The sequence below is a fragment of the Pseudomonas sp. JZ114 genome, assembly GCF_051027705.1.
Classification (GTDB): domain Bacteria; phylum Pseudomonadota; class Gammaproteobacteria; order Pseudomonadales; family Pseudomonadaceae; genus Chryseomonas; species Chryseomonas luteola.
The window spans coordinates 235,619-253,582 of sequence record NZ_CP069256.1 but is presented as its reverse complement, the minus strand read 5'-3'; the positions used below and the strand labels follow the sequence as shown (position 1 = coordinate 253,582).

Sequence of the window (17,964 nt, the reverse complement as noted above, 5' to 3'; positions counted from 1 at the left end):
TAGCCACCACATGATGGCTATTTGATCGCAATAAAATTTGGAAATATCTTCAAACCGTTCCTTTCACTACTTTTTCTTCAGGGTGAATTAAGCTTCGCGCTCTAGGCTTGTTTCGAGCCTGGGGCATATGCCCAACGCTACGTGGTCCGGAGGGTTTCGGGATTAAGCTGTAACCAGACGTTGGTGGGCAGCGTCTGCTTCAAGCAGTACCCGATCGGACAATGGTTAGTTGTTTCGTCCACGTAAAGAGGTTGGACCATGAACGAGAAAAACATGAACATCCCTTGTGCGGATGACGCCTTGCAACAAATTGTCGATGGCTTCAAGCGCTTCCGAAAGGAAGTGTTCCCAGAACAGGAGGAGTTATTTAAAAAGCTGGCCAATGCACAATCGCCACGCGCCATGTTCATTACGTGTGCCGACTCGCGCATCGTGCCTGAGCTGATCACCCAGAGCTCCCCAGGCGATCTGTTCGTTACCCGTAACGTTGGCAACGTCGTTCCGCCCTATGGGCAAATGAACGGCGGTGTTTCGACGGCGATCGAATACGCCGTATCGGCACTGGGTGTCCAGCACATCATTGTCTGCGGTCACTCCGACTGCGGCGCCATGAAAGCGGTGTTGAACCCGGCATCGCTGGAAAAAATGCCTACTGTGAGAGCCTGGCTACGCCATGCTGAAATTGCCAGAACGGTTGTTGCCGACCACCAGATGTGTGAACACACTCATGATGGAGAGCTGAACTTCCTCACCGAGGAAAACGTTGTGGCGCAGTTGACTCACCTGCAAACGCATCCATCCGTGGCTTCGCGTCTGGCAAGTGGGCAATTGTTCATTCACGGCTGGGTCTACTCGATCGAAACCAGTGAAATCAAGGCATACGACGCTATCGAAGGCCGCTTCCGTCCCTTGGATGGAGAAGGTCCGATGCCAATCGCCACGCCACGTCCCCGTTTGAACTCAAACTGATCCAAGCCTTCGGCGCGCCTTGCGCGCCGAAGTCGCCAGCACCTCAATAAAAACAACATAGCTGGTCATTTTCAGACGAGGCCCATGGCTGCCTGCAGTTATGGGCGCTGTCCGTCTTCGTGTGGGTAAACGACTTTGCCAGAGCCGGTTAGGGAGGGCTCTGGCACAGGTTGCTATGCGTTTTTACGGAGGATAGGACCATGCTCGGAAACACTTCTGCAGCATCACTCAAGCAGACCTTTCCACGCGATGCCTTGGCCTCGCTGGTAGTCTTTCTCGTTGCCCTGCCCTTGTGCATGGGCATCGCCATCGCCTCCGGAATGCCGCCAGCCAAGGGCTTGGTGACCGGCATCATTGGTGGCCTCATCGTCGGCTTTCTGGCCGGCTCCCCCTTGCAGGTCAGCGGCCCGGCCGCAGGGCTTGCCGTACTGGTATTCGAACTGGTCAACCAGCATGGCATGAAGGCCCTCGGGCCGGTGCTGATCCTGGCCGGGATCATTCAGGTCGCAGCGGGCTTTGCCCGGCTGGGCGCCTGGTTCCGCGTCACCTCGCCTGCCGTGGTGTACGGCATGTTGGCCGGTATCGGTATTCTGATTGTCTTGTCCCAAGTCCATGTGATGCTCGATGCCTCACCGCAAGCGTCGGGCCTTTCCAACCTGGTCGGTTTTCCGAAGGCCGCCGTACAGGCAGCCGGTGAATGGGGCGGACACGAGGGCAGCGGTGCCTATGCGGCCATGCTGGGTATCGCCACCATCGCCATCATGTGGCTTTGGGAGAAGAAACGGCCACATTCGCTACGCTTTTTGCCAGGCGCGCTGATCGCCGTAACGGCAGCTACGATGGCCAGCCTGTGGATGAATCTGGACGTCAACCGGGTCAACGTGCCGGACAACCTCGGCGATGCCATTGACTGGATCACCTTTGCCGACCTGGGCATGCTGACCAACCCGACACTGTTCATGGCAGCGGTTGCCATGGCGTTTATTGCCAGTGCCGAAACGCTGCTGTCCGCCGCAGCGGTTGACCGGATGCACCAGGGGCCCCGTTCCCAGTTCGATCGTGAGCTGTCAGCCCAGGGCGTCGGTAACCTGCTGTGCGGTATCGTCGGTGCGCTACCTATGACCGGGGTAATCGTTCGTAGCTCAGCCAATGTTCAGGCTGGCGCTAAAACACGTGCATCGGCCATTATGCATGGTGCCTGGCTCCTGGCGTTCGTCGCCGCGCTCCCCTTCGTGCTCAAGCAAATCCCGATTGCCAGCCTGGCAGGCGTCCTGGTCTATACCGGCGTAAAACTGGCCAGTCCTTCGGCGTTGCAAGGCCTGAAGCAGTATGGACGTACGCCTATCCTGATCTATGCCGTGACGGCGCTGACCATTGTCTTTACCGACCTGCTCACGGGTGTCGTTCTAGGCTTTGCCCTGTCGGTAGCCACCCTGGCGTTCAAGGCCTCACGCCTTAAAGTGGCTCTGGTCTATGACAAGGAAGACGAGACCCAGGCAGAACTGCGCATGAGCGGCTCGGCCACCTTCCTGAAGGTGCCCAAGATCACTCAAGTGCTGGAAGGCGTTAAGCCGGGTACAACCCTGCATGTACCACTGGATCGCGTGAGCTATATCGATCATGCCTGCATGGAGCTGCTGGCAGACTGGGAACGGACCAACGAGTCCAATGGCGTCAAGCTGATCATTGAGCCTCGCGCGCTCAAGCGTCGTCTGGAAGGTCGCTACCATAAAGCGGCTTCGCTGGGCGGATCACCCTCGACAGGCGGCGTGCAGACGGCCGCCTAGCCTGTGTGTCCGGCGGGTACAGAGGTGCCCGCCGGATAGTTGAAAGCAAATGCCTTGTAACAGTCAGAACCGGATAAAACTGTCTGGAAGGCGGAAGAAGGCCAGACAGGCATACCTGACACACCGTCATCGGGCAAATGCAGGAGAGATCAGCTGATGCTGTCGCGCAAGGCCTTGCCGGGCTTGAAGGCCACGGTATTGCTGGCGCGAATCTTGACCGGTTCACCGGTTTGCGGGTTCTTGCCTGTACGGGCTCCGCGATGGCGGGGAAGGAAAGTACCGAAGCCTACCAACGTGACGTTATCCTTGCGGTGCAATGCATTGGCAATTTCATCAAGCACGGCATTGAGAACGGTATTGGCCTGTTCCTTGGAAAGACCGACTTTTTCAGCGATGGCGCTGGCGAGTTCCGGTTTGCGCATAAAGATGCCTCTTGTAGGTGTTTATTGTTGTTGTATCCGTACTCTCCACCCCTTGTCTGGAGCGGAGCAGCCGCGTTTAAGCAGGCACTCTGAGCATGGCACGGCCCAAACCCGCGCGCCAGTCGCATTCAGCGCTTTTTCCATACGACTGATGCGTCTTGAATGTAACGTTGTATTTCAGTCACTACGCCAGAACGGGTGGTAATTGCTTGTTTAACGCCAATTTTTCGCTGACGGCTGCTCCGCTCAAGGCATAACCCAGCAATTTACCTTCACTATCAACGCACAACGCCTTGATATCCGCTCCACTTCCTTCAACCCGCCATTCACCCTTGCCCCCTTTGTTGACCAATGCGACAACCAGCGGGCAGGCTGGCGTTTTTACCGTTACTGGCATCGGACCATAAGTAACTGCCGTGGGCTTTCCGGCCAGCGTCTGGGCCAGAGCACGGGCACAGGCCATCAGCGGCATCACATACATCAGGCTTTGCCCTTCCACTTCGGCGCAGTCTCCCAAGGCATAGATGTTTTCATGGGAGGTACGCAGCTCGCGATTGACCACAATGCCGCGCTCGACCTCAAGGCCTGCCGCCTGCGCCAGATCAACCCGTGGTTTGAGACCTACAGCCGACACCACTACGTCGCAGGGTAGAGTCGCACCATCGGAAAGGTGCGCCAGATACCCATCCCCTTCGCGCTCCAGCCGTGTCACCGTCTGCCCCAGGTGAAACCGCGCGCCAATGCTTTCCAACCCGCTCTGAACGGCTGCTGCCACCTGGGCAGGAACAAGATTGGGCATGACCTGCTCACACGGTGCGACCACATCCACGTCATAGCCGCCGCTTCGCAGGTCATTGGCAAACTCACAGCCAATCAACCCGGCCCCCAGAATCAGCACGCGCTGCTTGCCTTCAGCTGCCTGACGAAAACGGGCATAGTCCTGCAGGTCGTTGATTGGGAAGAAAGCGTCCTCGCACCCTCCTGCAACGGGCACCTGAATAGGTTCTGCGCCCCAGGCCAGGACAAGGTTTTCGTAGCGAATCTCTTCCTCACCTAGCCAGATTCGCTTGTGGCCAGGGTCGATAGCCGTGACGCGGGTATTGGTAAAGATTCGGGCATTGAACTGATCAGCCATTGCCCCCGGCTCCGCCATGACTAGCTCATCCGGCTGCTTGTTCTTGGCGTAGCCGTTGGACAGCATGGGCTTGGAATAGGAACGCCCGTCATCGGCCGTAATCATGAGTAGAGGCGTCTGGCTATCGAGCTTGCGCCATTCCTTGGCCAGGTTGTAGCCCGCCAACCCTGTGCCGATGATGACCAGGGGTAAAATTTCGCTCATAACGTTCTCTCTGCGTTGGTTCAGGCGTGGCGTCACCGGGCGCCCCGCTCAGATAGGTTCACGCATTATTGAATGTGTCACCGGGCCTGTCATCAACGCAGACCCGGGACGAAGACAGCAACCGGTCGGCCGCTTGGGAAGGAGCAAATCAGGCGATCTCGATCATTTCAAAATCGGATTTGCCGACGCCGCAATCCGGGCACATCCAGTCTTCTGGAACATCCTCCCAACGGGTCCCAGGCGCAATACCATCATCCGGCCAGCCTGCCGCTTCGTCATAAATGTAACCGCAGACAATACATTGCCACTTACGCATCGTTATCGTGTCCTTAAAAACTCATCAGGGCTGGTGATCAGGTGAGGCTCTGGGCATCACACGTGTCACCGGTTCTTCTCAGCCTATCGGAAACGTATTTTCTCCTCTAGTTCATCTGTCCTGCGTGTCACGCATGACCACTAGCGCACAACAGGCGCGCGCCTGTATACAAACGCTACCGGCGGATATCGTCCAGCTATTACACTGCGCGTGCTCGTCAGCTGCCGCGAGCCGCTTAACCTGTGTTGCCCTGTAAACGGTGGGTGCCAAGCGTTAGCCACCGAGACAAGAAAGCCAACAAACAGGCCCTGCCTGTCTGCACTTACCGGTAACGAACATGACCCGTCGCTTCAGTCAAACCAAACGCCGCGCTGTTGCACACGCCATTCTGGCCATGGACAACAGCTGGATTGCTCATTTCGGCAATTTGGGGCTAAGCGATCTCAGCTACTCCGACTTGTTCATCAACATGTGGCAGCGGCAGGATCAATCCCTGCGCAAAACCGATCTCTATGCGTTCATGCCCAGCATCAGCCGGCGCACCGCCGTCAAATATGTCCAGCATCTGATCGACCGGGGCTATCTGACTGAAACCAATGGCGATGTTGACCGTCGGGTGCGCTGGGTCAGCCTGACACCGGATATCGTCGACCGGCTGGAGCGTTTCTGCGATGCCGCCTGCGAGCATTTCGGCAAGCTGAACAAGGCGTAACTCTCGCCGGCACGTGCTGTCCTATTACCCTCTGCACCACAAGGAGCGCTCATGCGCTGGGGGACCTATTTTGCCGTGCTGGGCGCCATCATCAGTGTGGGTCTGGCATTGGGCATCACCATGCCACTGGTATCATTGAGGCTGGAAAACTGGGGCTACGGCCCGTTCGCCATTGGGTTCATGGCGGCCACGCCGGCCATCGGTATCATCGTGGGGGCCGGTATAACCGGGCGCCTGGCCGCTCGTATCGGTACGCCGCGGCTGATGCAGCTCTGCCTTCTGGCGGGTGCGCTGTCCGTACTGCTGCTGTCCCTCCTGCCCTATTACAGCGTCTGGGTACTGCTCCGGTTACTGCTGGGCGTTATTCTGACCATGGTCTTCGTGCTCGGTGAAAGCTGGATCAACCAGATCATCGTTGAACAGTGGCGCGGTAAACTGGTGGCGTTGTATGGCAGCGCCTATGCGCTGAGCCAGCTGACCGGCCCCCTGGTTCTGACCCTGATTGGCACTGAAGGCAACGGCGGCTTCTGGATCAGTACCGCCCTGCTCATCATGGGCTCCCTTGCGCTTGTAGGCCGCAGCGGTGCGCCCAAAGCCAGCGATCATGGCTCCATTGGCCGCGGCCTTTTGCGCTTTTGCCGGCAACTCCCCGCCATCGCCTGGGCTGTTGTGCTATTTGCCGCCTTCGAGGCCATGATGCTGACACTGCTGCCGGTGTACGCATTGAACCAGGGCTTTGACCAGCGTACCGCCCTGCTCATGGCCAGCACGGTCGTGACCGGAGACGCCCTGCTACAACTGCCGCTGGGCGCACTGGCTGACCGTGTTTCGCGCACCGGTCTGTTCAAGGCATGTGGTGTCACACTGCTGCTGACCAGCCTCGCCATGCCGCTCCTGCTGCACACCACCTACATCTGGCCGCTACTGGTGATCTTTGGTGCCAGCGCCGGTGGTATTTTCACCCTCGCCCTGATCCTGATTGGCGAGCGTTACCGGGACGCCGAGCTGGTCCAGGCCAATGCCCGTATCGCCCAGCTCTGGGGCTTCGGCTGCCTGCTCGGCCCCTTAACCACCGGAGCCGCCAGCCAATGGCTGACCGGTCATGCGATGCCCTTAGTGCTGGCCGCAGGGGCACTCGGACTGATCGCTATTACACAGCTGCGCGGCATACTGCCTGAGACTAAAAGCAAAGCCTGTTAGAGATATATGAACTGGCAGATTTTTTTTTGCGTGATTCAATTCTCAATTTTAATGATGGCCTTTTAATGCTATCTTTGCGCGCGCCAAGGTAGGCGAACGCATGTACAAGGACTTTAGCCTCTCTTTTTGTCCGTCTCCCTCTGTCTTCCTTGGCCCAACCTTTGACAGGCTGCACTCACCTGCTACCTATTCTGCCAATTCAAAAATGCTAGGGATTGAAATGAGAAAAAATGGACTCGCGTTATCTGCTGTCGCGGCTGCAGTAATTGCCCTTTCCGGTTGCCAAGCCACCGGAGAAAATTACGCTGCAAATGTTTACAAGGCTGGGCAAGTCAACGCCCGTCAAGATGCCAAGACGGTAAACATTCTGGCTGTCATGCCTGCCAAGATCGAAGTCGACAATACTCAGGCCAAGCAGGGCGCTCAGGTCCTTGGCGCTGTATTGGGTGCTCTTGCAGGCGGCGCGATCGGACATAATGTAGGTTCTCGCAGCGGCACGAACACGACAATTGGCGCTGTTGGCGGTGGTGTCGCCGGTGTTGCCACAGGTTCTCTGGTTAAAGACACGACGCTGGTAGACGGTGTTTCCATCACCTATGTAGAAGAAGGTAAGACATTCAACTCTGCCCAGGTTGGCCGCTCCTGTGAGTTCAGCCCTGGCATGGCGGTTGTAGTTTCAACTGAAATGAATGAGACCCGTATCCAGCCAAACGCTACCTGCCCTGTCGCAACAAAAGGGTAAGGTCGATGAAAAGAAGATTTGCCAGTGCCTGTCTGTTGATTCTGGCGGCACAAGCGCATGCCGCACCTAGTCTGCAGGATCAGATTTCTGCAATCCATCAGGCGGAGCTGAACCAGCAAGCTGCAGAACGTGCTGCGGCACAAGCCCGCCAAGCTGAGCTGGATCGCGCCGCACAAGCCCGCGCGGCAGAGCAGAGAAGAGCTGAACAGGCTAGAGCTGCACAAATTAAAAAGGCTGAACAGCAACGCGCAGCAGTGGCCGCCGAAGCCTACTCCGATAAAAAACGTGATCAGGCATACGAAGATGAGCTCCGTCAGCTTGAGATTGAAGAGCGCAAGCTAAAGCTTACTGCGCTCAAAGCAAAAACCAATCGCACGGACGATTACATCGACCAAGAGCTCAAGCAGAAAGCGGCGGAAACTGAGGTCATTCAATCTCAGGCCGATGCAACGCGAAACCTGTCAGAAGGCGGTAAAGACCTGCTCAAGAGCGAAGGTCAAGCTAGAGAGAAAGAGGCTTCCAGCTGGTTCAAGTAACAAAGGCTTTCAACGCCGTGTAGAGCTGAAGCCCGCTTTTCAAGAAGCGGGCTTTCTATTAGGACCTTAGCGCTCCAATGCTGACTACCGGTAAGAGCCCGAACGTAAATGCCCCACAGATTCAAGCCTTTCCCCGTCTGTTGCATCATCTTTAATGGAGTTTGGTTTTCATCCGCGGTATAGCCTGAACGGCCAAGCTTTACTCAATCTTTACTTACCTGTTCTCAGTGCAAGAGGCTCAACGAGATACCCTTAGGCGACTAGCCATGGATATTTTTGATGTTTTCAAGCGAGCCTATTACCGTCTTACGCCGTTCCGATTACCTCAGACTTGTTGTTCCGTCACTGGCTGAGTCGCTGAATTTTTGGGCGGTTGCCCTTGGCTTTACGCTCATCCGCCAGAGCAAGTCCCCCTGTGATGAAGCGCTTGCGGGCACCCAGGCGACCGCTGTTGCCGAGCTTGAAGTTCATGACTACCGTGTGCTGCTGATCGAGCAGCCTATCCCTGCGCATCAGCTACCGGAGCCTGAAATCCCTGCGGTCGTTCCCCTCCTGTTTCAGGTCCATGACCTTGAGGCGCGACTGGTGCACATTCGCAAGGCGGGGTATGAGGCGCCAGCGCCCCGTATCATTACCCAGGGTCCCCGTGAGGGCTGGCAAGTCGTGACGATCCACGGGCCCGATCGGGTTGTGGTTGAGCTGATGCAGCCCGGCTAATCCGGATCGTACCCATAAAAAAAGCCCGCCGGTTCAGGGCGGGCTTTTTGTTATCGAAGCGATCAGAACGCCGGAGCAACCGCACCGTTGTACTTGTCTTCGATGAATTTCTTGGTTTCCGGGCTGGTCAGGGCCTTGGCCAGCTTTTGCATGGCATCGCTGTCCTTGTTGTCCGGGCGGGCAACCAGCAGGTTGGCATAAGGCGATTCCTTGCCTTCCAGCAGGAGCGCATCCTTGGTCGGGTTCAGCTTGGCTTCCAGCGCATAGTTGGTGTTGATCAGCGCCAGGTCCACCTGGTTCAGCACACGCGGCAGCGTAGCGGCTTCAAGCTCCTTGAACTTCAGGTGCTTGGGATTGGTGGCGATGTCACGCGGGGTCGCCAGGATATTGGAGTTATCCTTGAGAGCGATCAGACCGGCTTTTTCCAGGAGCAGCAAGGCACGGCCACCATTGGTGGCGTCGCTAGGAATGGCAACGGTTGCGCCTTCCTTGACCTCATCCAGGCTTTTGACCTTCTGGGAGTAGATACCGAACGGCTCCACATGCACTTGAGCGACCGGCACCAGATCGGTTCCGCGGCTCTTGTTGAATTCGTCCAGGTAAGGCTTGTGCTGATAGAAGTTGGCATCCAGACGCTTCTGGGCTACCTGTAGGTTGGGCTGAACGTAGTCAGTGAAAATCTTGACGTCCAGGTCCACGCCTTCCTTCGCCAGCTGGGGCTTTACGAATTCCAGAATCTCGGCATGCGGAACAGGCGTTGCCGCCACGCTCAGCTTTTCTGCCGCATGGGCAGTGACGGCGGCAGCCAGCAGGGCAGCAGCGGCAATCAGTTTCTTCATGGTCAAACTCCTCGGCAGATTCAAAAGCATGTCAACGACACGCGGATCAGTCCAGGAGATGGGGGTTCAAGATCTACCCCTCAACCCCTCTCCTTATACCCGATCAAGTCATTACGATCAGAACGCGGGAACAACGCCACCCTGATATTTCTCCTGAATGAATTTCTTCACTTCAGGTGTGGTCAGGGCCTTGGCCAGCTTCTGGATGGCTGGATCGTTGGCTTTTTCCGCACGGGTGTACAGGTAATTGGCGTAGGGCGACTCGGCGCTTTCGATGAACAGCGCATCCTTGGTCGGCACCAGCTTGGCCTGCAGCGCATAGTTGGCGTTGATCAGCGCCAGGTCCACCTGGTTCAGTACACGCGGCAGCGTAGCGGCTTCAAGCTCCTTGAACTTCAGGTGCTTGGGGTTATCCACGATGTCGCGCTGGGTAGCAGAGATGTTGCTCGGGTCTTTCAGGGTGATCAAACCCTGCTTGGCGATCAGCAGCAGCGCGCGACCCGAGTTGGTTGGATCGTTGGGGATGGCAATGGTCGCGCCGTCTTTCAGTTCGGAAACCGACTTGATCTTCTGGGAATAGGCGCCAAACGGCTCGACGTGTACGGCTACGACCGGCACCTGATTACTGTCCTTGTTGCTCTTCTGGTAGGACTCGTAATAGGGCTTGCTCTGGAAATAGTTGGCATCGACCTGCTTCTGGTCGGTCTGGCGATCCGGCTGGATATAGTCGTTGAAGACCTTGATCTCCAGATCTACACCTTCCTTTGCCAGCTGGGGTTTGACCAGCTCAAGGATCTCCGCGTGGGGAATAGGGCTCGCTGCCACCTTCAGGGTCTCGGCATGAGCCGCTGTCACCAGACCAAAACCAAGCGCAACGGAAAGCAGGGTACGTTTCAGAGACATAGCGGATTCCTTTCGAAAATAAGAGGGAACAGCGTGTAATGCTAGTGTTTTCCGCCGGACCTTGAGGCCCGGCGGGCAACCTGTTAGCGGCGGCTGAACTTTACAACCAGACGGTCACCAACCATCTGCAGCACCTGTACCAGGATCAGCAGAAGTACGACGGTGACCACCATGACATTGGTCTGGAAGCGCTGGTATCCGAAGCGGATCGCCAGATCACCCAAACCACCGCCACCGATCACGCCCGCCATGGCCGTGTAGGACACCAGCGCAATCGCTGTAACGGTTGCAGCGGCGATCAGGCCAGGCAGGGCCTCGGGCAGCAGGGTACGGGTCACGATCTGCCAGAGGCTTGCGCCCATGGCCTGGGTTGCCTCGATGATGCCACGATCCACTTCGCGCAGCGCCGTCTCGACCAGACGTGCCAGGAAGGGCGCAGCCCCCACCACCAGCGGCGGAATAGCACCCTCGACGCCCAGCGAGGTGCCGATCAGCCATACGGTAATCGGGATCATCAGAATCAACAGGATAATGAAGGGAATCGAACGCAGGACGTTCACCAGGAACGACAGCAGGCCATACACGATGGGCTGTTCCAGCAACTGCCGCTTGCCGGTCAAAAAGAGCAGAACGCCCAGCGGCAAGCCGAGCAGTACGGTAAACAACATCGACCAGCCCAGCATTTGCAGGGTGTCGAGGGTAGCCTGCCAGATTTCAGGCCAGTCGATATCGGCAAAAAAGGCGAGAAAAGCGTCCATCAACGAATGACCTCCACGGTTACATCAGCGGCGTCGAAACGAGCCAGAGCGGCGTCCAGATCCCCTCCCACGAGGGCAATGGTCAGCTGGCCGTAGGGTTCTTCGCGAATACGGTCGATTCGACCGCCCAGAATGCTGTAATCCACGCCGGTTTCCCGGGCTACCTGACCCAGAAGAGGCGCATAGGTGGCTTCGCCACGGAAGGTCAGGCGCAAGATACGACCCTCCACATGGCTGTAGGACGACATCAGATCGCCCTCGTCCACGTGTTCGGCCTCGAACACAAAGCGCCGAGTGGTGGCATGCTTGGGATGCAGGAAGACATCCGCCACCGTGCCCTGCTCGACAACTGTGCCGGCATCGAGTACCGCCACGCGGTCACAGACGCGACGGATCACATCCATCTCATGGGTGATGAGCACAATGGTCAGACCCAGCTCACGGTTGATCTCCGCCAGCAGCTGCAGCACCTGTCCGGTGGTCTGCGGGTCGAGAGCACTGGTGGCCTCGTCGCACAACAGGATCTTTGGCCGCGTCGCCAGCGCACGGGCAATGCCGACCCGCTGTTTCTGGCCGCCCGAGAGCTGTGCCGGGTATTTGCGGGCATGGTCAGTCAGGCCAACACGGGCCAGCAATTCATCCACGCGCGCGTTGATCTCGGCGCGGGAATGTCCACCTGCCAGCTCAAGCGGCATGGCGATATTGGCCGCCACGGTCTTGGATGACAGCAGATTGAAATGCTGAAAGATCATGCCGACGCGACGGCGGAAGGCACGTAGACCGGCGCTGTCCAGCGCGGTGACGTCTTCGCCATCCACAATGATCCGGCCGCCGCTGGGTGCTTCCAGCCGGTTGATCAGGCGCAGCATGGTGCTCTTGCCGGCCCCGGAGTGGCCGATGAGGCCGAAGACTTCGCCCGCCTCGACGCGCAGGTTGGTCGACTGGAGCGCCGGCACCTGGCGACCTGAAACGAGGTAGGTCTTTTGAACGTTCTGAAATTCGATCACTTAACGCGAAACCTTGTGGGTATTGCTGTAGGCGTGGTCAGCCCTGATAAGCGGCTGTGCCTCCTGATTTATCGATATGACGCTGGCAAAGCGCCCACATAAACGCACAGTTTACCGCGGCTGTTTATATCTTCTTAATATTTGTTTTCTAAATGCAGCGGCAAAAATGGCATATGGACACGGCGGCGGACTATAACGCACCCCTGCCGCGAACACCTTACCTTGTGTCGATTCACAATCAGTCAGACGCCATATTCAGCGAAAACGCTCCCGACCTAACTCGCGCCGTCTGCCGAGCTAGAGCGTTTACGGTGTGCTCCTGCGCCCCTAGCGCGAAAAGGCCGCTCTCCACAGGCTGAACATATGCCTTACACAGGCGACTAACCCTGTATAGCCCCGATTACCGTCCTGCCGTCTCAGCAGACGCTGCGGCCTGCATGTCATATGAATGTGAAACTTTTGTTACAGCCTGGCCAGGCAGCCGGGAAGCAGTTGCGCCGGGAGGGCGCCTGAATGCTGACACTACTGAACCTTCTTTCTGCGGTGGCCCTGCTGGTATGGGGAACGCACATCGTCCGGACCGGCATCATGCGGGTCTACGGGGCGAACCTGCGTCGCGTACTCAGCCGCAGCGTACGTCACACCCCGCTAGCCTTTGCCGCTGGCATTGGGGTTACCGCACTCGTGCAAAGCAGCAATGCCACCGCGCTGCTGGCAACCTCCTTCGTAGGCCAGGGGCTTATGACCCTCAGGCCTGCCCTTGCGATCATGTTGGGCGCCGACGTAGGGACGGCACTAATGGCCCGTGTGCTCACCTTTGATCTGTCGTGGCTTTCTCCGCTGCTGATCCTGGTGGGCGTCATTCTTTTCATTGGTCACAAGCAGTCCCGTCCCGGGCAATTGGGCCGAGTGGCGATCGGGCTGGGACTGATCATTCTGGCGCTGGAGTTGATCGTAGCGGCCGCAACACCCATGACCCAGGCTGCGGGCGTCAAGGTGCTGTTCTCCTCACTGACCGGAGACGAAATGCTCGACGCCCTGACCGGGGCTCTGTTTGCCATGATCTCCTACTCCAGTCTTGCGGCTGTCCTGCTGACGGCAACGCTGGCCGGTTCAGGCGTCATTTCGCTGAAAGTGGCTCTCTGCCTGGTGGTGGGTGCCAATCTGGGCAGCGGTCTTCTGGCCATGTTGAGTGCGTCCCGCCAGACACCGGCCGGTCGACGGGTAGCCCTGGGCAGCCTGCTGTTCAAGCTGGCCGGCTGCGCGCTGGTACTGCCGTGGGTCGACACCGTGGCCGACTGGATGGACAACTGGGAACTGGCGGCCGCAGAGCTGGTGATCGGCTTCCATGTACTCTACAACCTCGTCCGCTGTGTGGTGTTCCTGCCCCTGACACGTCCGATGGCGCGCTTCTGCACACTCGTCCTGCCGGATCGGCCGCAGGCAGACATCACCATGAACCCACGTCATCTGGATACGTCCGTACTGGATACCCCCGCCCTGGCGCTTGCCAACGCCGCCCGTGAGGCGCTGCGCATGGGCGATGTGGTGGAGCATATGCTCACGGAGCTGATGGCCTTGATAAGCGGTGGCACCAAGGCCCAGGGACGGGAAGTCCGCCGCCTGGATGATGATGTTGATGCGCTCTACACCGCCATCAAGCTCTATCTGGCCCGTATTCCGCGAGAAGATCTGGGGGATCGGGACAGCCGTCGCTGGGCGCAGATCATCGAACTGGCCATCAACCTTGAGCAGGCCGGAGATATCATCGAGCGCATGGCCAGTGATTTGGAAAACAAGAAAATCTCGGCCAATCGCTCCTTTTCCGAGCAAGGCCTTGAAGAACTCGCCGCATTGCACGGCCACCTGATGGCCAACCTGAGGCTATGCCTGTCAGTCTTTCTGTCTGGCGATGCCGACTCGGCCCGTCGCCTGCGGCGTGCCAAGCAGCGCTTTCGCGTCCTAGAGCGGCGGTACGCCCACGCCCATGTGGAGCGCCTGCACCATCAGGTCGTACAAAGCATCGAGACCAGCTCGCTACACCTTGGCCTGCTGTCAGACATGAAGCGTCTCAATTCGCTGTTCTGCAGTATCGCCTATGGCGTCCTGGAGCAGGCGGAATCCGGATATGAGACCGAGCACGCAGCTTCAATGGAAACCCCACCCGACCTTCATGAGTCGTAGCCTTCGAAACGCACACCGTGGCGCGAGATAGCGCTACTCTACTCACCTTATCCGGCAGGTCTTGTCATGTCCTGCCGGAACCGATTGACGCGGCCAAACCGAACAGGCCCAGCGCTCACTGATAATAACGACCAAGGAATTATTGATGACCCAAGCCGCTCCCCTCGTTGAACAGATCCAGAAGGGCGAATTGCCCTGCTGGCGTATCCGTATCGGCCGTGCCGAAGCCGTGATTGCCTGCCAGGGCGCCCATATCCTCAGCTTCGGCCTTGATGGCGAGCAGCCGATCATCTGGGATAATCCGGATGCCGAATTCATTCATGGCCAACCCATTCGTGGCGGCGTACCGGTCTGCTGGCCCTGGTTTGGCGATATCAAGCGCAACCCGCCGGCCGTTCAGCACATGCTGACCGAGGTAGAAGGCGCTCCGCAGCATGGCCTCGTTCGTCAGGCCGGGTGGGCAACCGGTGACATGGATGTGGATGTGGATCGCGTCCGCCTGGACTTCCACTACCAGACCTCTGCCGCCCACATGCCTGGCTGGCCCCATGCCGCCGACTTGACCCTGTCGGTTGAGGTAAGCGATCGTCTCACCATGACGCTTACCACCCGCAACATTGGTGATCAGACGCTGACCCTGAGTCAGGCCCTGCATACCTACTTTGCCGTGAGCGACTCCCGTCAGGTCGGTATCGAGGGCTTTACCCACGCTGACTACTACGATTGCCTCGACGGCTGGGAGCGCAAGCGCCAGAACGGCGAGCCGGTCATCGACCAGGAAGTGGACCGCGTCTATCAGGGTCTGCCCTCCCGCCTGGGAATTCGTGACCCTCAGTGGAATCGCCGTATTTTCATCGAGACCAAGAACACCTCGTCTGCTGTGCTATGGAACCCCTGGATCGAAAAATCCAAGCGTCTGACACCGTTCGCCGATGATGCCTGGCAGCGCATGCTGTGCATCGAGACCGCCCGTGTCATGGACGATGTGATGGTGCTGGCTCCCGGCGAGACCGGTCAGATCAGCGCCACGCTCTGGAGCGAACCGCTCTAATCGTCTTGTTCTGCCTGCCGCTCCGCCAGGGCTTTCAACCGAGCCTGGCGGTCGGCGGCTGGTAACGCTGCCAACGCCCGGACACGTGCATAAAAGGCTGGCCAGTTTCCGGGATGCTCGGCATACAAGGCAGCAAAGGCCGGCACCCACTGCTCATATAGCCCGAACGGCAAGAGCTTTGCGTTATTTAGCGGACCCGCCATCCAGGCATCAAAGCGGTGATCGCCTCGCCACTGTGTATCCCTCAGCTCTGCGTAGTCACGCCGCATCGTCTCAAATACCTTGCCCTTTGCTTGTCGCATCGCCTCGACTGCAAGCGGCTGAGCATAAAGCGACTCAAGCTGCTTACGTGTATCCAGTATCAGCCCTACGAATTGCCGGTACTGTTGTTCGCGGAGCGGATCAGGTGGCGGTAACCCTTGAGCCGCACACCACTGGCGAAGCCCTTCCTGCTGGACGAAGTTGGCATAGGACTCATTAAAGGTCGTGTCGTCCTGCACATAGAGGTTCTGATGGGCCAGCTCGTGGAAGATCGTTGCAATCAACTGATCGTCATCCCAACGCAGCATGCTGCTGAGCAGCGGGTCATCGAACCATCCCAGCGTCGAATACGCTGGCACACCTGCCACATAGGTATCCCACCCCTTGGCCTTGAGCGGCTCTGCCGCCTTTTGCGCTGCCTCTTCATGGTAGTAACCGCGATATGCCACGCAACCGGCAATGGGAAAGCAATGCGTCAGGGGCGAGAGTGAGAACTCCGGTGCTGCAAAGACATTCCAGACAACGTAGGGCCGGTCCAGCTTTACGAACAGACGATAGCTGCGGTTATCCGGCAAGCCCAATTGCCGACTGGCGAACTCACGGGCGCGCAGGGCCAGCTCAAGGCGACGCCTCAGGGCCGGATCGGTAGAAGGATCATCAATGACCTGGGTGATGGGTGTGCGCTGCCATAACAGGGCCGCCTGCCCCTTTGCCATCTGCCCGTAATATCCGACAGACGAGCAGCCGCACAGCCAAAGGGCCGCGATAAATGGAACCCATCTCAAGCTTTTAAGGTCGACTTGGGCTAACCAGAGACGGGACATGGTAAATAACCTGGAGCGCCGGTATGAGGAGGCGACACTCTAGTATGAGTATCGGCCCCATGGAAACCGGCACTGAGGAAGGAAGCCGAGAATCCTGCCCCGTTGCATTACCTTTGTCTGGAGCTCATTCATGCGTCGTATTCTCCTGTTGTGCCCTGCCCTGGCACTGACTGCCTGTTCCCTGATGCCGCTGCCCAAGCCGGACCCTTCCCAGGCCTGGATCGACCTCAAGACCGAAAAACCGGATCTGCTCCAAGCCCAGCAAGCCGATCGCCAGACCCTTGAGGACGACCGTTACTTCCAGGTGCAACCCGGTAGCCATGATCTTCAGGTGCGCTACCAGTTCAAGGTCGATCCGGCCAATATCGGCCCCAGTGCCACGCCCCTGGTCCGCACTTGCCTGCTCAATGTCCATTACAAGGATTTCTCGGCGGGCGAACGCTATCGGCTACAAGCTGAGCAAGCCGGGTTCCGCGCCTGGGCCAAGCTGTATGATGCCAGTCAGCAAGAAGTCGCACGGGGTGGAGAAAGTCGCTGCGGCGATGTCTAATCGATACTCTTAGACTCGCTCGGGCTAAAGGCCATGAAAAAGCACCTGTTGTTCGCCGCCGTACTGCTGGCAGGCTGCGCCAGCCCTCTTCCGCCCAAAGACCCCAACATGGCCTGGGTGGATCTGCACATGCAGATGGCCTCGGTAGGCAACGTGCTGATGGCGGATCGTCTGGATGGCAAGCGGCTCGACGATGGACGCTATTTCCAGGTCTCGCCCGGCGCGCATGAGCTACAGGTTCGCTATCAGTTCGAGCTGGGTGGCATGGTTCCGGGCGGCGGCATGATGGGCTTTGGCTACGAGCCGGTGGAGATCAACTGTTACATGATCGTCCAGTACGGTGATTTCAAGGCAGGCGAACGCTACCGCATCGAGGCATCAGCCTACATGGACCAGCCCCGGCTGGAGCTGCACGATAGCCGGGGGCAGTCGGTTGGAACGGTTCGTCAGCGTCAGTGCATCCCGCTCTAGCCGTCGTTACGCTGGTAAATGATCTTCTTGGTGCCGTTTTCACAGCTGCCCACTACCATGTTGGGATCGGTGACGTCTGCGTTCGGTACGATTTCCAGCGTGTACGAGCTGACTCCGGCAGCCTGGATCTTTACCTCGATCTCAGATTTGAGCTGATCGCATGGTAACGGTGCCGCCCAGAGCGGGGCTGTAAACAGGCTGGCTGCAACGAACAATCCAAGCGTTTTCATGGTTTCACTCCTTGAGCGGGAAATGCCCTTCTTGGTTTTTGACTAGGGCCGTCACATTGAGTTTCTAGTACCCGATCACGGAAAGGCAACACGCGGGGAACCAGCCTACCGGGGACTCTTCCAATAAGGTGCAAATTTTCCCTTAA

20 protein-coding genes are annotated in these 17,964 nt (G+C 58.1%); 11 read left to right on the top strand and 9 right to left on the bottom strand.

Annotated features, from left to right (window positions below; translation table 11 throughout):
* Positions 1 to 258 precede the first annotated feature (258 nt).
* Positions 259 to 969, top strand: a complete 711-nt coding sequence (locus JQR90_RS01235) for a carbonic anhydrase (RefSeq protein ID WP_010796587.1) — start codon at positions 259 to 261, stop codon at positions 967 to 969.
* 200 nt (positions 970 to 1,169) lie between these two features.
* The gene (locus JQR90_RS01230; protein ID WP_010796586.1) at positions 1,170 to 2,756 is read left to right on the top strand and encodes a SulP family inorganic anion transporter; all 1,587 of its coding nucleotides are present in this window, start codon (positions 1,170 to 1,172) and stop codon (positions 2,754 to 2,756) included.
* 149 nt (positions 2,757 to 2,905) lie between these two features.
* Here the strand turns inward: JQR90_RS01230 and JQR90_RS01225 are convergent, their stop codons facing one another.
* The 3 genes from JQR90_RS01225 to JQR90_RS01215 form a co-directional block, all read right to left on the bottom strand.
* Complete coding sequence (locus JQR90_RS01225) at positions 2,906 to 3,178, bottom strand: HU family DNA-binding protein (protein WP_010796585.1); 273 nt, start codon at positions 3,176 to 3,178, stop codon at positions 2,906 to 2,908.
* Positions 3,179 to 3,362: 184 nt separating this feature from the next.
* Positions 3,363 to 4,517 (bottom strand): NAD(P)/FAD-dependent oxidoreductase, encoded by a 1,155-nt coding sequence (locus JQR90_RS01220; protein WP_010796584.1) that lies wholly within the window; start codon positions 4,515 to 4,517, stop codon positions 3,363 to 3,365.
* Positions 4,518 to 4,665: 148 nt separating this feature from the next.
* On the bottom strand, positions 4,666 to 4,833 hold the full coding sequence (locus JQR90_RS01215; RefSeq protein WP_010796583.1) for a rubredoxin: 168 nt from the start codon (positions 4,831 to 4,833) through the stop codon (positions 4,666 to 4,668).
* A 337-nt stretch (positions 4,834 to 5,170) separates the two neighbouring features.
* Between JQR90_RS01215 and JQR90_RS01210 the strand changes: the two genes are divergently transcribed.
* The 5 genes from JQR90_RS01210 to JQR90_RS01190 all read left to right on the top strand — a co-directional run bounded on the left by JQR90_RS01210 (position 5,171) and on the right by JQR90_RS01190 (position 8,740).
* Positions 5,171 to 5,545 carry a MarR family winged helix-turn-helix transcriptional regulator gene (locus JQR90_RS01210; protein WP_197872364.1) on the top strand — a complete coding sequence of 125 codons (375 nt, stop codon included), beginning with the start codon at positions 5,171 to 5,173 and terminating at the stop codon, positions 5,543 to 5,545.
* Positions 5,546 to 5,596: 51 nt separating this feature from the next.
* Positions 5,597 to 6,745: an MFS transporter gene (locus JQR90_RS01205; protein ID WP_434140304.1), complete on the top strand. Its 1,149-nt coding sequence runs from the start codon at positions 5,597 to 5,599 to the stop codon at positions 6,743 to 6,745.
* A gap of 220 nt (positions 6,746 to 6,965) precedes the next feature.
* Entirely contained in the window at positions 6,966 to 7,487 is a 522-nt protein-coding gene (locus tag JQR90_RS01200) for a glycine zipper 2TM domain-containing protein (protein WP_037029910.1), read from the top strand.
* A 35-nt stretch (positions 7,488 to 7,522) separates the two neighbouring features.
* Positions 7,523 to 8,023 carry a DUF5384 family protein gene (locus tag JQR90_RS01195; RefSeq protein WP_208859640.1) on the top strand — a complete coding sequence of 167 codons (501 nt, stop codon included), beginning with the start codon at positions 7,523 to 7,525 and terminating at the stop codon, positions 8,021 to 8,023.
* Positions 8,024 to 8,302: 279 nt separating this feature from the next.
* Positions 8,303 to 8,740 (top strand): VOC family protein, encoded by a 438-nt coding sequence (locus JQR90_RS01190; RefSeq protein ID WP_010796578.1) that lies wholly within the window; start codon positions 8,303 to 8,305, stop codon positions 8,738 to 8,740.
* A gap of 62 nt (positions 8,741 to 8,802) precedes the next feature.
* Here the strand turns inward: JQR90_RS01190 and JQR90_RS01185 are convergent, their stop codons facing one another.
* From JQR90_RS01185 to JQR90_RS01170, 4 genes are all read right to left on the bottom strand, one after another.
* Complete coding sequence (locus JQR90_RS01185; protein ID WP_010796577.1) at positions 8,803 to 9,579, bottom strand: MetQ/NlpA family ABC transporter substrate-binding protein; 777 nt, start codon at positions 9,577 to 9,579, stop codon at positions 8,803 to 8,805.
* A 117-nt stretch (positions 9,580 to 9,696) separates the two neighbouring features.
* A complete protein-coding gene (locus JQR90_RS01180; RefSeq protein WP_112297980.1) occupies positions 9,697 to 10,476 on the bottom strand; it encodes a MetQ/NlpA family ABC transporter substrate-binding protein in 780 nt (259 codons plus the stop codon).
* 89 nt (positions 10,477 to 10,565) lie between these two features.
* A complete protein-coding gene (locus JQR90_RS01175) occupies positions 10,566 to 11,240 on the bottom strand; it encodes a methionine ABC transporter permease (protein WP_010796575.1) in 675 nt (224 codons plus the stop codon).
* Positions 11,240 to 12,247: a methionine ABC transporter ATP-binding protein gene (locus JQR90_RS01170; RefSeq protein WP_010796574.1), complete on the bottom strand. Its 1,008-nt coding sequence runs from the start codon at positions 12,245 to 12,247 to the stop codon at positions 11,240 to 11,242. Before JQR90_RS01170 ends, JQR90_RS01175 begins: the two co-directional genes overlap by 1 nt.
* 513 nt (positions 12,248 to 12,760) lie before the next feature.
* Between JQR90_RS01170 and JQR90_RS01165 the strand changes: the two genes are divergently transcribed.
* Positions 12,761 to 14,431: a Na/Pi cotransporter family protein gene (locus tag JQR90_RS01165; protein WP_010796573.1), complete on the top strand. Its 1,671-nt coding sequence runs from the start codon at positions 12,761 to 12,763 to the stop codon at positions 14,429 to 14,431.
* 145 nt (positions 14,432 to 14,576) lie between these two features.
* Complete coding sequence (locus JQR90_RS01160) at positions 14,577 to 15,482, top strand: D-hexose-6-phosphate mutarotase (RefSeq protein ID WP_010796572.1); 906 nt, start codon at positions 14,577 to 14,579, stop codon at positions 15,480 to 15,482.
* Here the strand turns inward: JQR90_RS01160 and JQR90_RS01155 are convergent.
* Positions 15,479 to 16,567 (bottom strand): aminopeptidase, encoded by a 1,089-nt coding sequence (locus tag JQR90_RS01155; RefSeq protein ID WP_434140303.1) that lies wholly within the window; start codon positions 16,565 to 16,567, stop codon positions 15,479 to 15,481. The two genes, JQR90_RS01160 and JQR90_RS01155, sit on opposite strands and share 4 nt — an antisense overlap.
* Before the next feature lie 130 nt (positions 16,568 to 16,697).
* On the opposite strand from JQR90_RS01155, the gene JQR90_RS01150 reads away from it, so the two are divergent.
* Together JQR90_RS01150 and JQR90_RS01145 are read left to right on the top strand one after the other, a co-directional pair.
* Positions 16,698 to 17,117: a hypothetical protein gene (locus JQR90_RS01150; protein WP_010796570.1), complete on the top strand. Its 420-nt coding sequence runs from the start codon at positions 16,698 to 16,700 to the stop codon at positions 17,115 to 17,117.
* Between the two features lie 33 nt (positions 17,118 to 17,150).
* Entirely contained in the window at positions 17,151 to 17,588 is a 438-nt protein-coding gene (locus JQR90_RS01145; protein WP_122041077.1) for a hypothetical protein, read from the top strand.
* Here the strand turns inward: JQR90_RS01145 and JQR90_RS01140 are convergent.
* Positions 17,585 to 17,818 (bottom strand): DUF1161 domain-containing protein, encoded by a 234-nt coding sequence (locus JQR90_RS01140; RefSeq protein ID WP_010796568.1) that lies wholly within the window; start codon positions 17,816 to 17,818, stop codon positions 17,585 to 17,587. The genes JQR90_RS01145 and JQR90_RS01140 overlap by 4 nt on opposite strands.
* Positions 17,819 to 17,964 lie beyond the last annotated feature (146 nt).

Excerpts from the sequence above, each read along its gene's own strand:
- JQR90_RS01235 (WP_010796587.1), top strand. The coding sequence starts at position 259 with ATGAACGAGAAAAACATGAACATCCCTTGTGCGGATGACGCCTTGCAA.
- JQR90_RS01230 (WP_010796586.1), top strand. The coding sequence starts at position 1,170 with ATGCTCGGAAACACTTCTGCAGCATCACTCAAGCAGACCTTTCCACGC.
- JQR90_RS01225 (WP_010796585.1), bottom strand. The coding sequence starts at position 3,178 with ATGCGCAAACCGGAACTCGCCAGCGCCATCGCTGAAAAAGTCGGTCTT.
- JQR90_RS01220 (WP_010796584.1), bottom strand. The coding sequence starts at position 4,517 with ATGAGCGAAATTTTACCCCTGGTCATCATCGGCACAGGGTTGGCGGGC.
- JQR90_RS01215 (WP_010796583.1), bottom strand. The coding sequence starts at position 4,833 with ATGCGTAAGTGGCAATGTATTGTCTGCGGTTACATTTATGACGAAGCG.
- JQR90_RS01210 (WP_197872364.1), top strand. The coding sequence starts at position 5,171 with ATGACCCGTCGCTTCAGTCAAACCAAACGCCGCGCTGTTGCACACGCC.
- JQR90_RS01205 (WP_434140304.1), top strand. The coding sequence starts at position 5,597 with ATGCGCTGGGGGACCTATTTTGCCGTGCTGGGCGCCATCATCAGTGTG.
- JQR90_RS01200 (WP_037029910.1), top strand. The coding sequence starts at position 6,966 with ATGAGAAAAAATGGACTCGCGTTATCTGCTGTCGCGGCTGCAGTAATT.
- JQR90_RS01190 (WP_010796578.1), top strand. The coding sequence starts at position 8,303 with ATGTTTTCAAGCGAGCCTATTACCGTCTTACGCCGTTCCGATTACCTC.
- JQR90_RS01185 (WP_010796577.1), bottom strand. The coding sequence starts at position 9,579 with ATGAAGAAACTGATTGCCGCTGCTGCCCTGCTGGCTGCCGCCGTCACT.
- JQR90_RS01175 (WP_010796575.1), bottom strand. The coding sequence starts at position 11,240 with ATGGACGCTTTTCTCGCCTTTTTTGCCGATATCGACTGGCCTGAAATC.
- JQR90_RS01165 (WP_010796573.1), top strand. The coding sequence starts at position 12,761 with ATGCTGACACTACTGAACCTTCTTTCTGCGGTGGCCCTGCTGGTATGG.
- JQR90_RS01160 (WP_010796572.1), top strand. The coding sequence starts at position 14,577 with ATGACCCAAGCCGCTCCCCTCGTTGAACAGATCCAGAAGGGCGAATTG.
- JQR90_RS01155 (WP_434140303.1), bottom strand. The coding sequence starts at position 16,567 with ATGTCCCGTCTCTGGTTAGCCCAAGTCGACCTTAAAAGCTTGAGATGG.
- JQR90_RS01150 (WP_010796570.1), top strand. The coding sequence starts at position 16,698 with ATGCGTCGTATTCTCCTGTTGTGCCCTGCCCTGGCACTGACTGCCTGT.
- JQR90_RS01145 (WP_122041077.1), top strand. The coding sequence starts at position 17,151 with ATGAAAAAGCACCTGTTGTTCGCCGCCGTACTGCTGGCAGGCTGCGCC.
- JQR90_RS01140 (WP_010796568.1), bottom strand. The coding sequence starts at position 17,818 with ATGAAAACGCTTGGATTGTTCGTTGCAGCCAGCCTGTTTACAGCCCCG.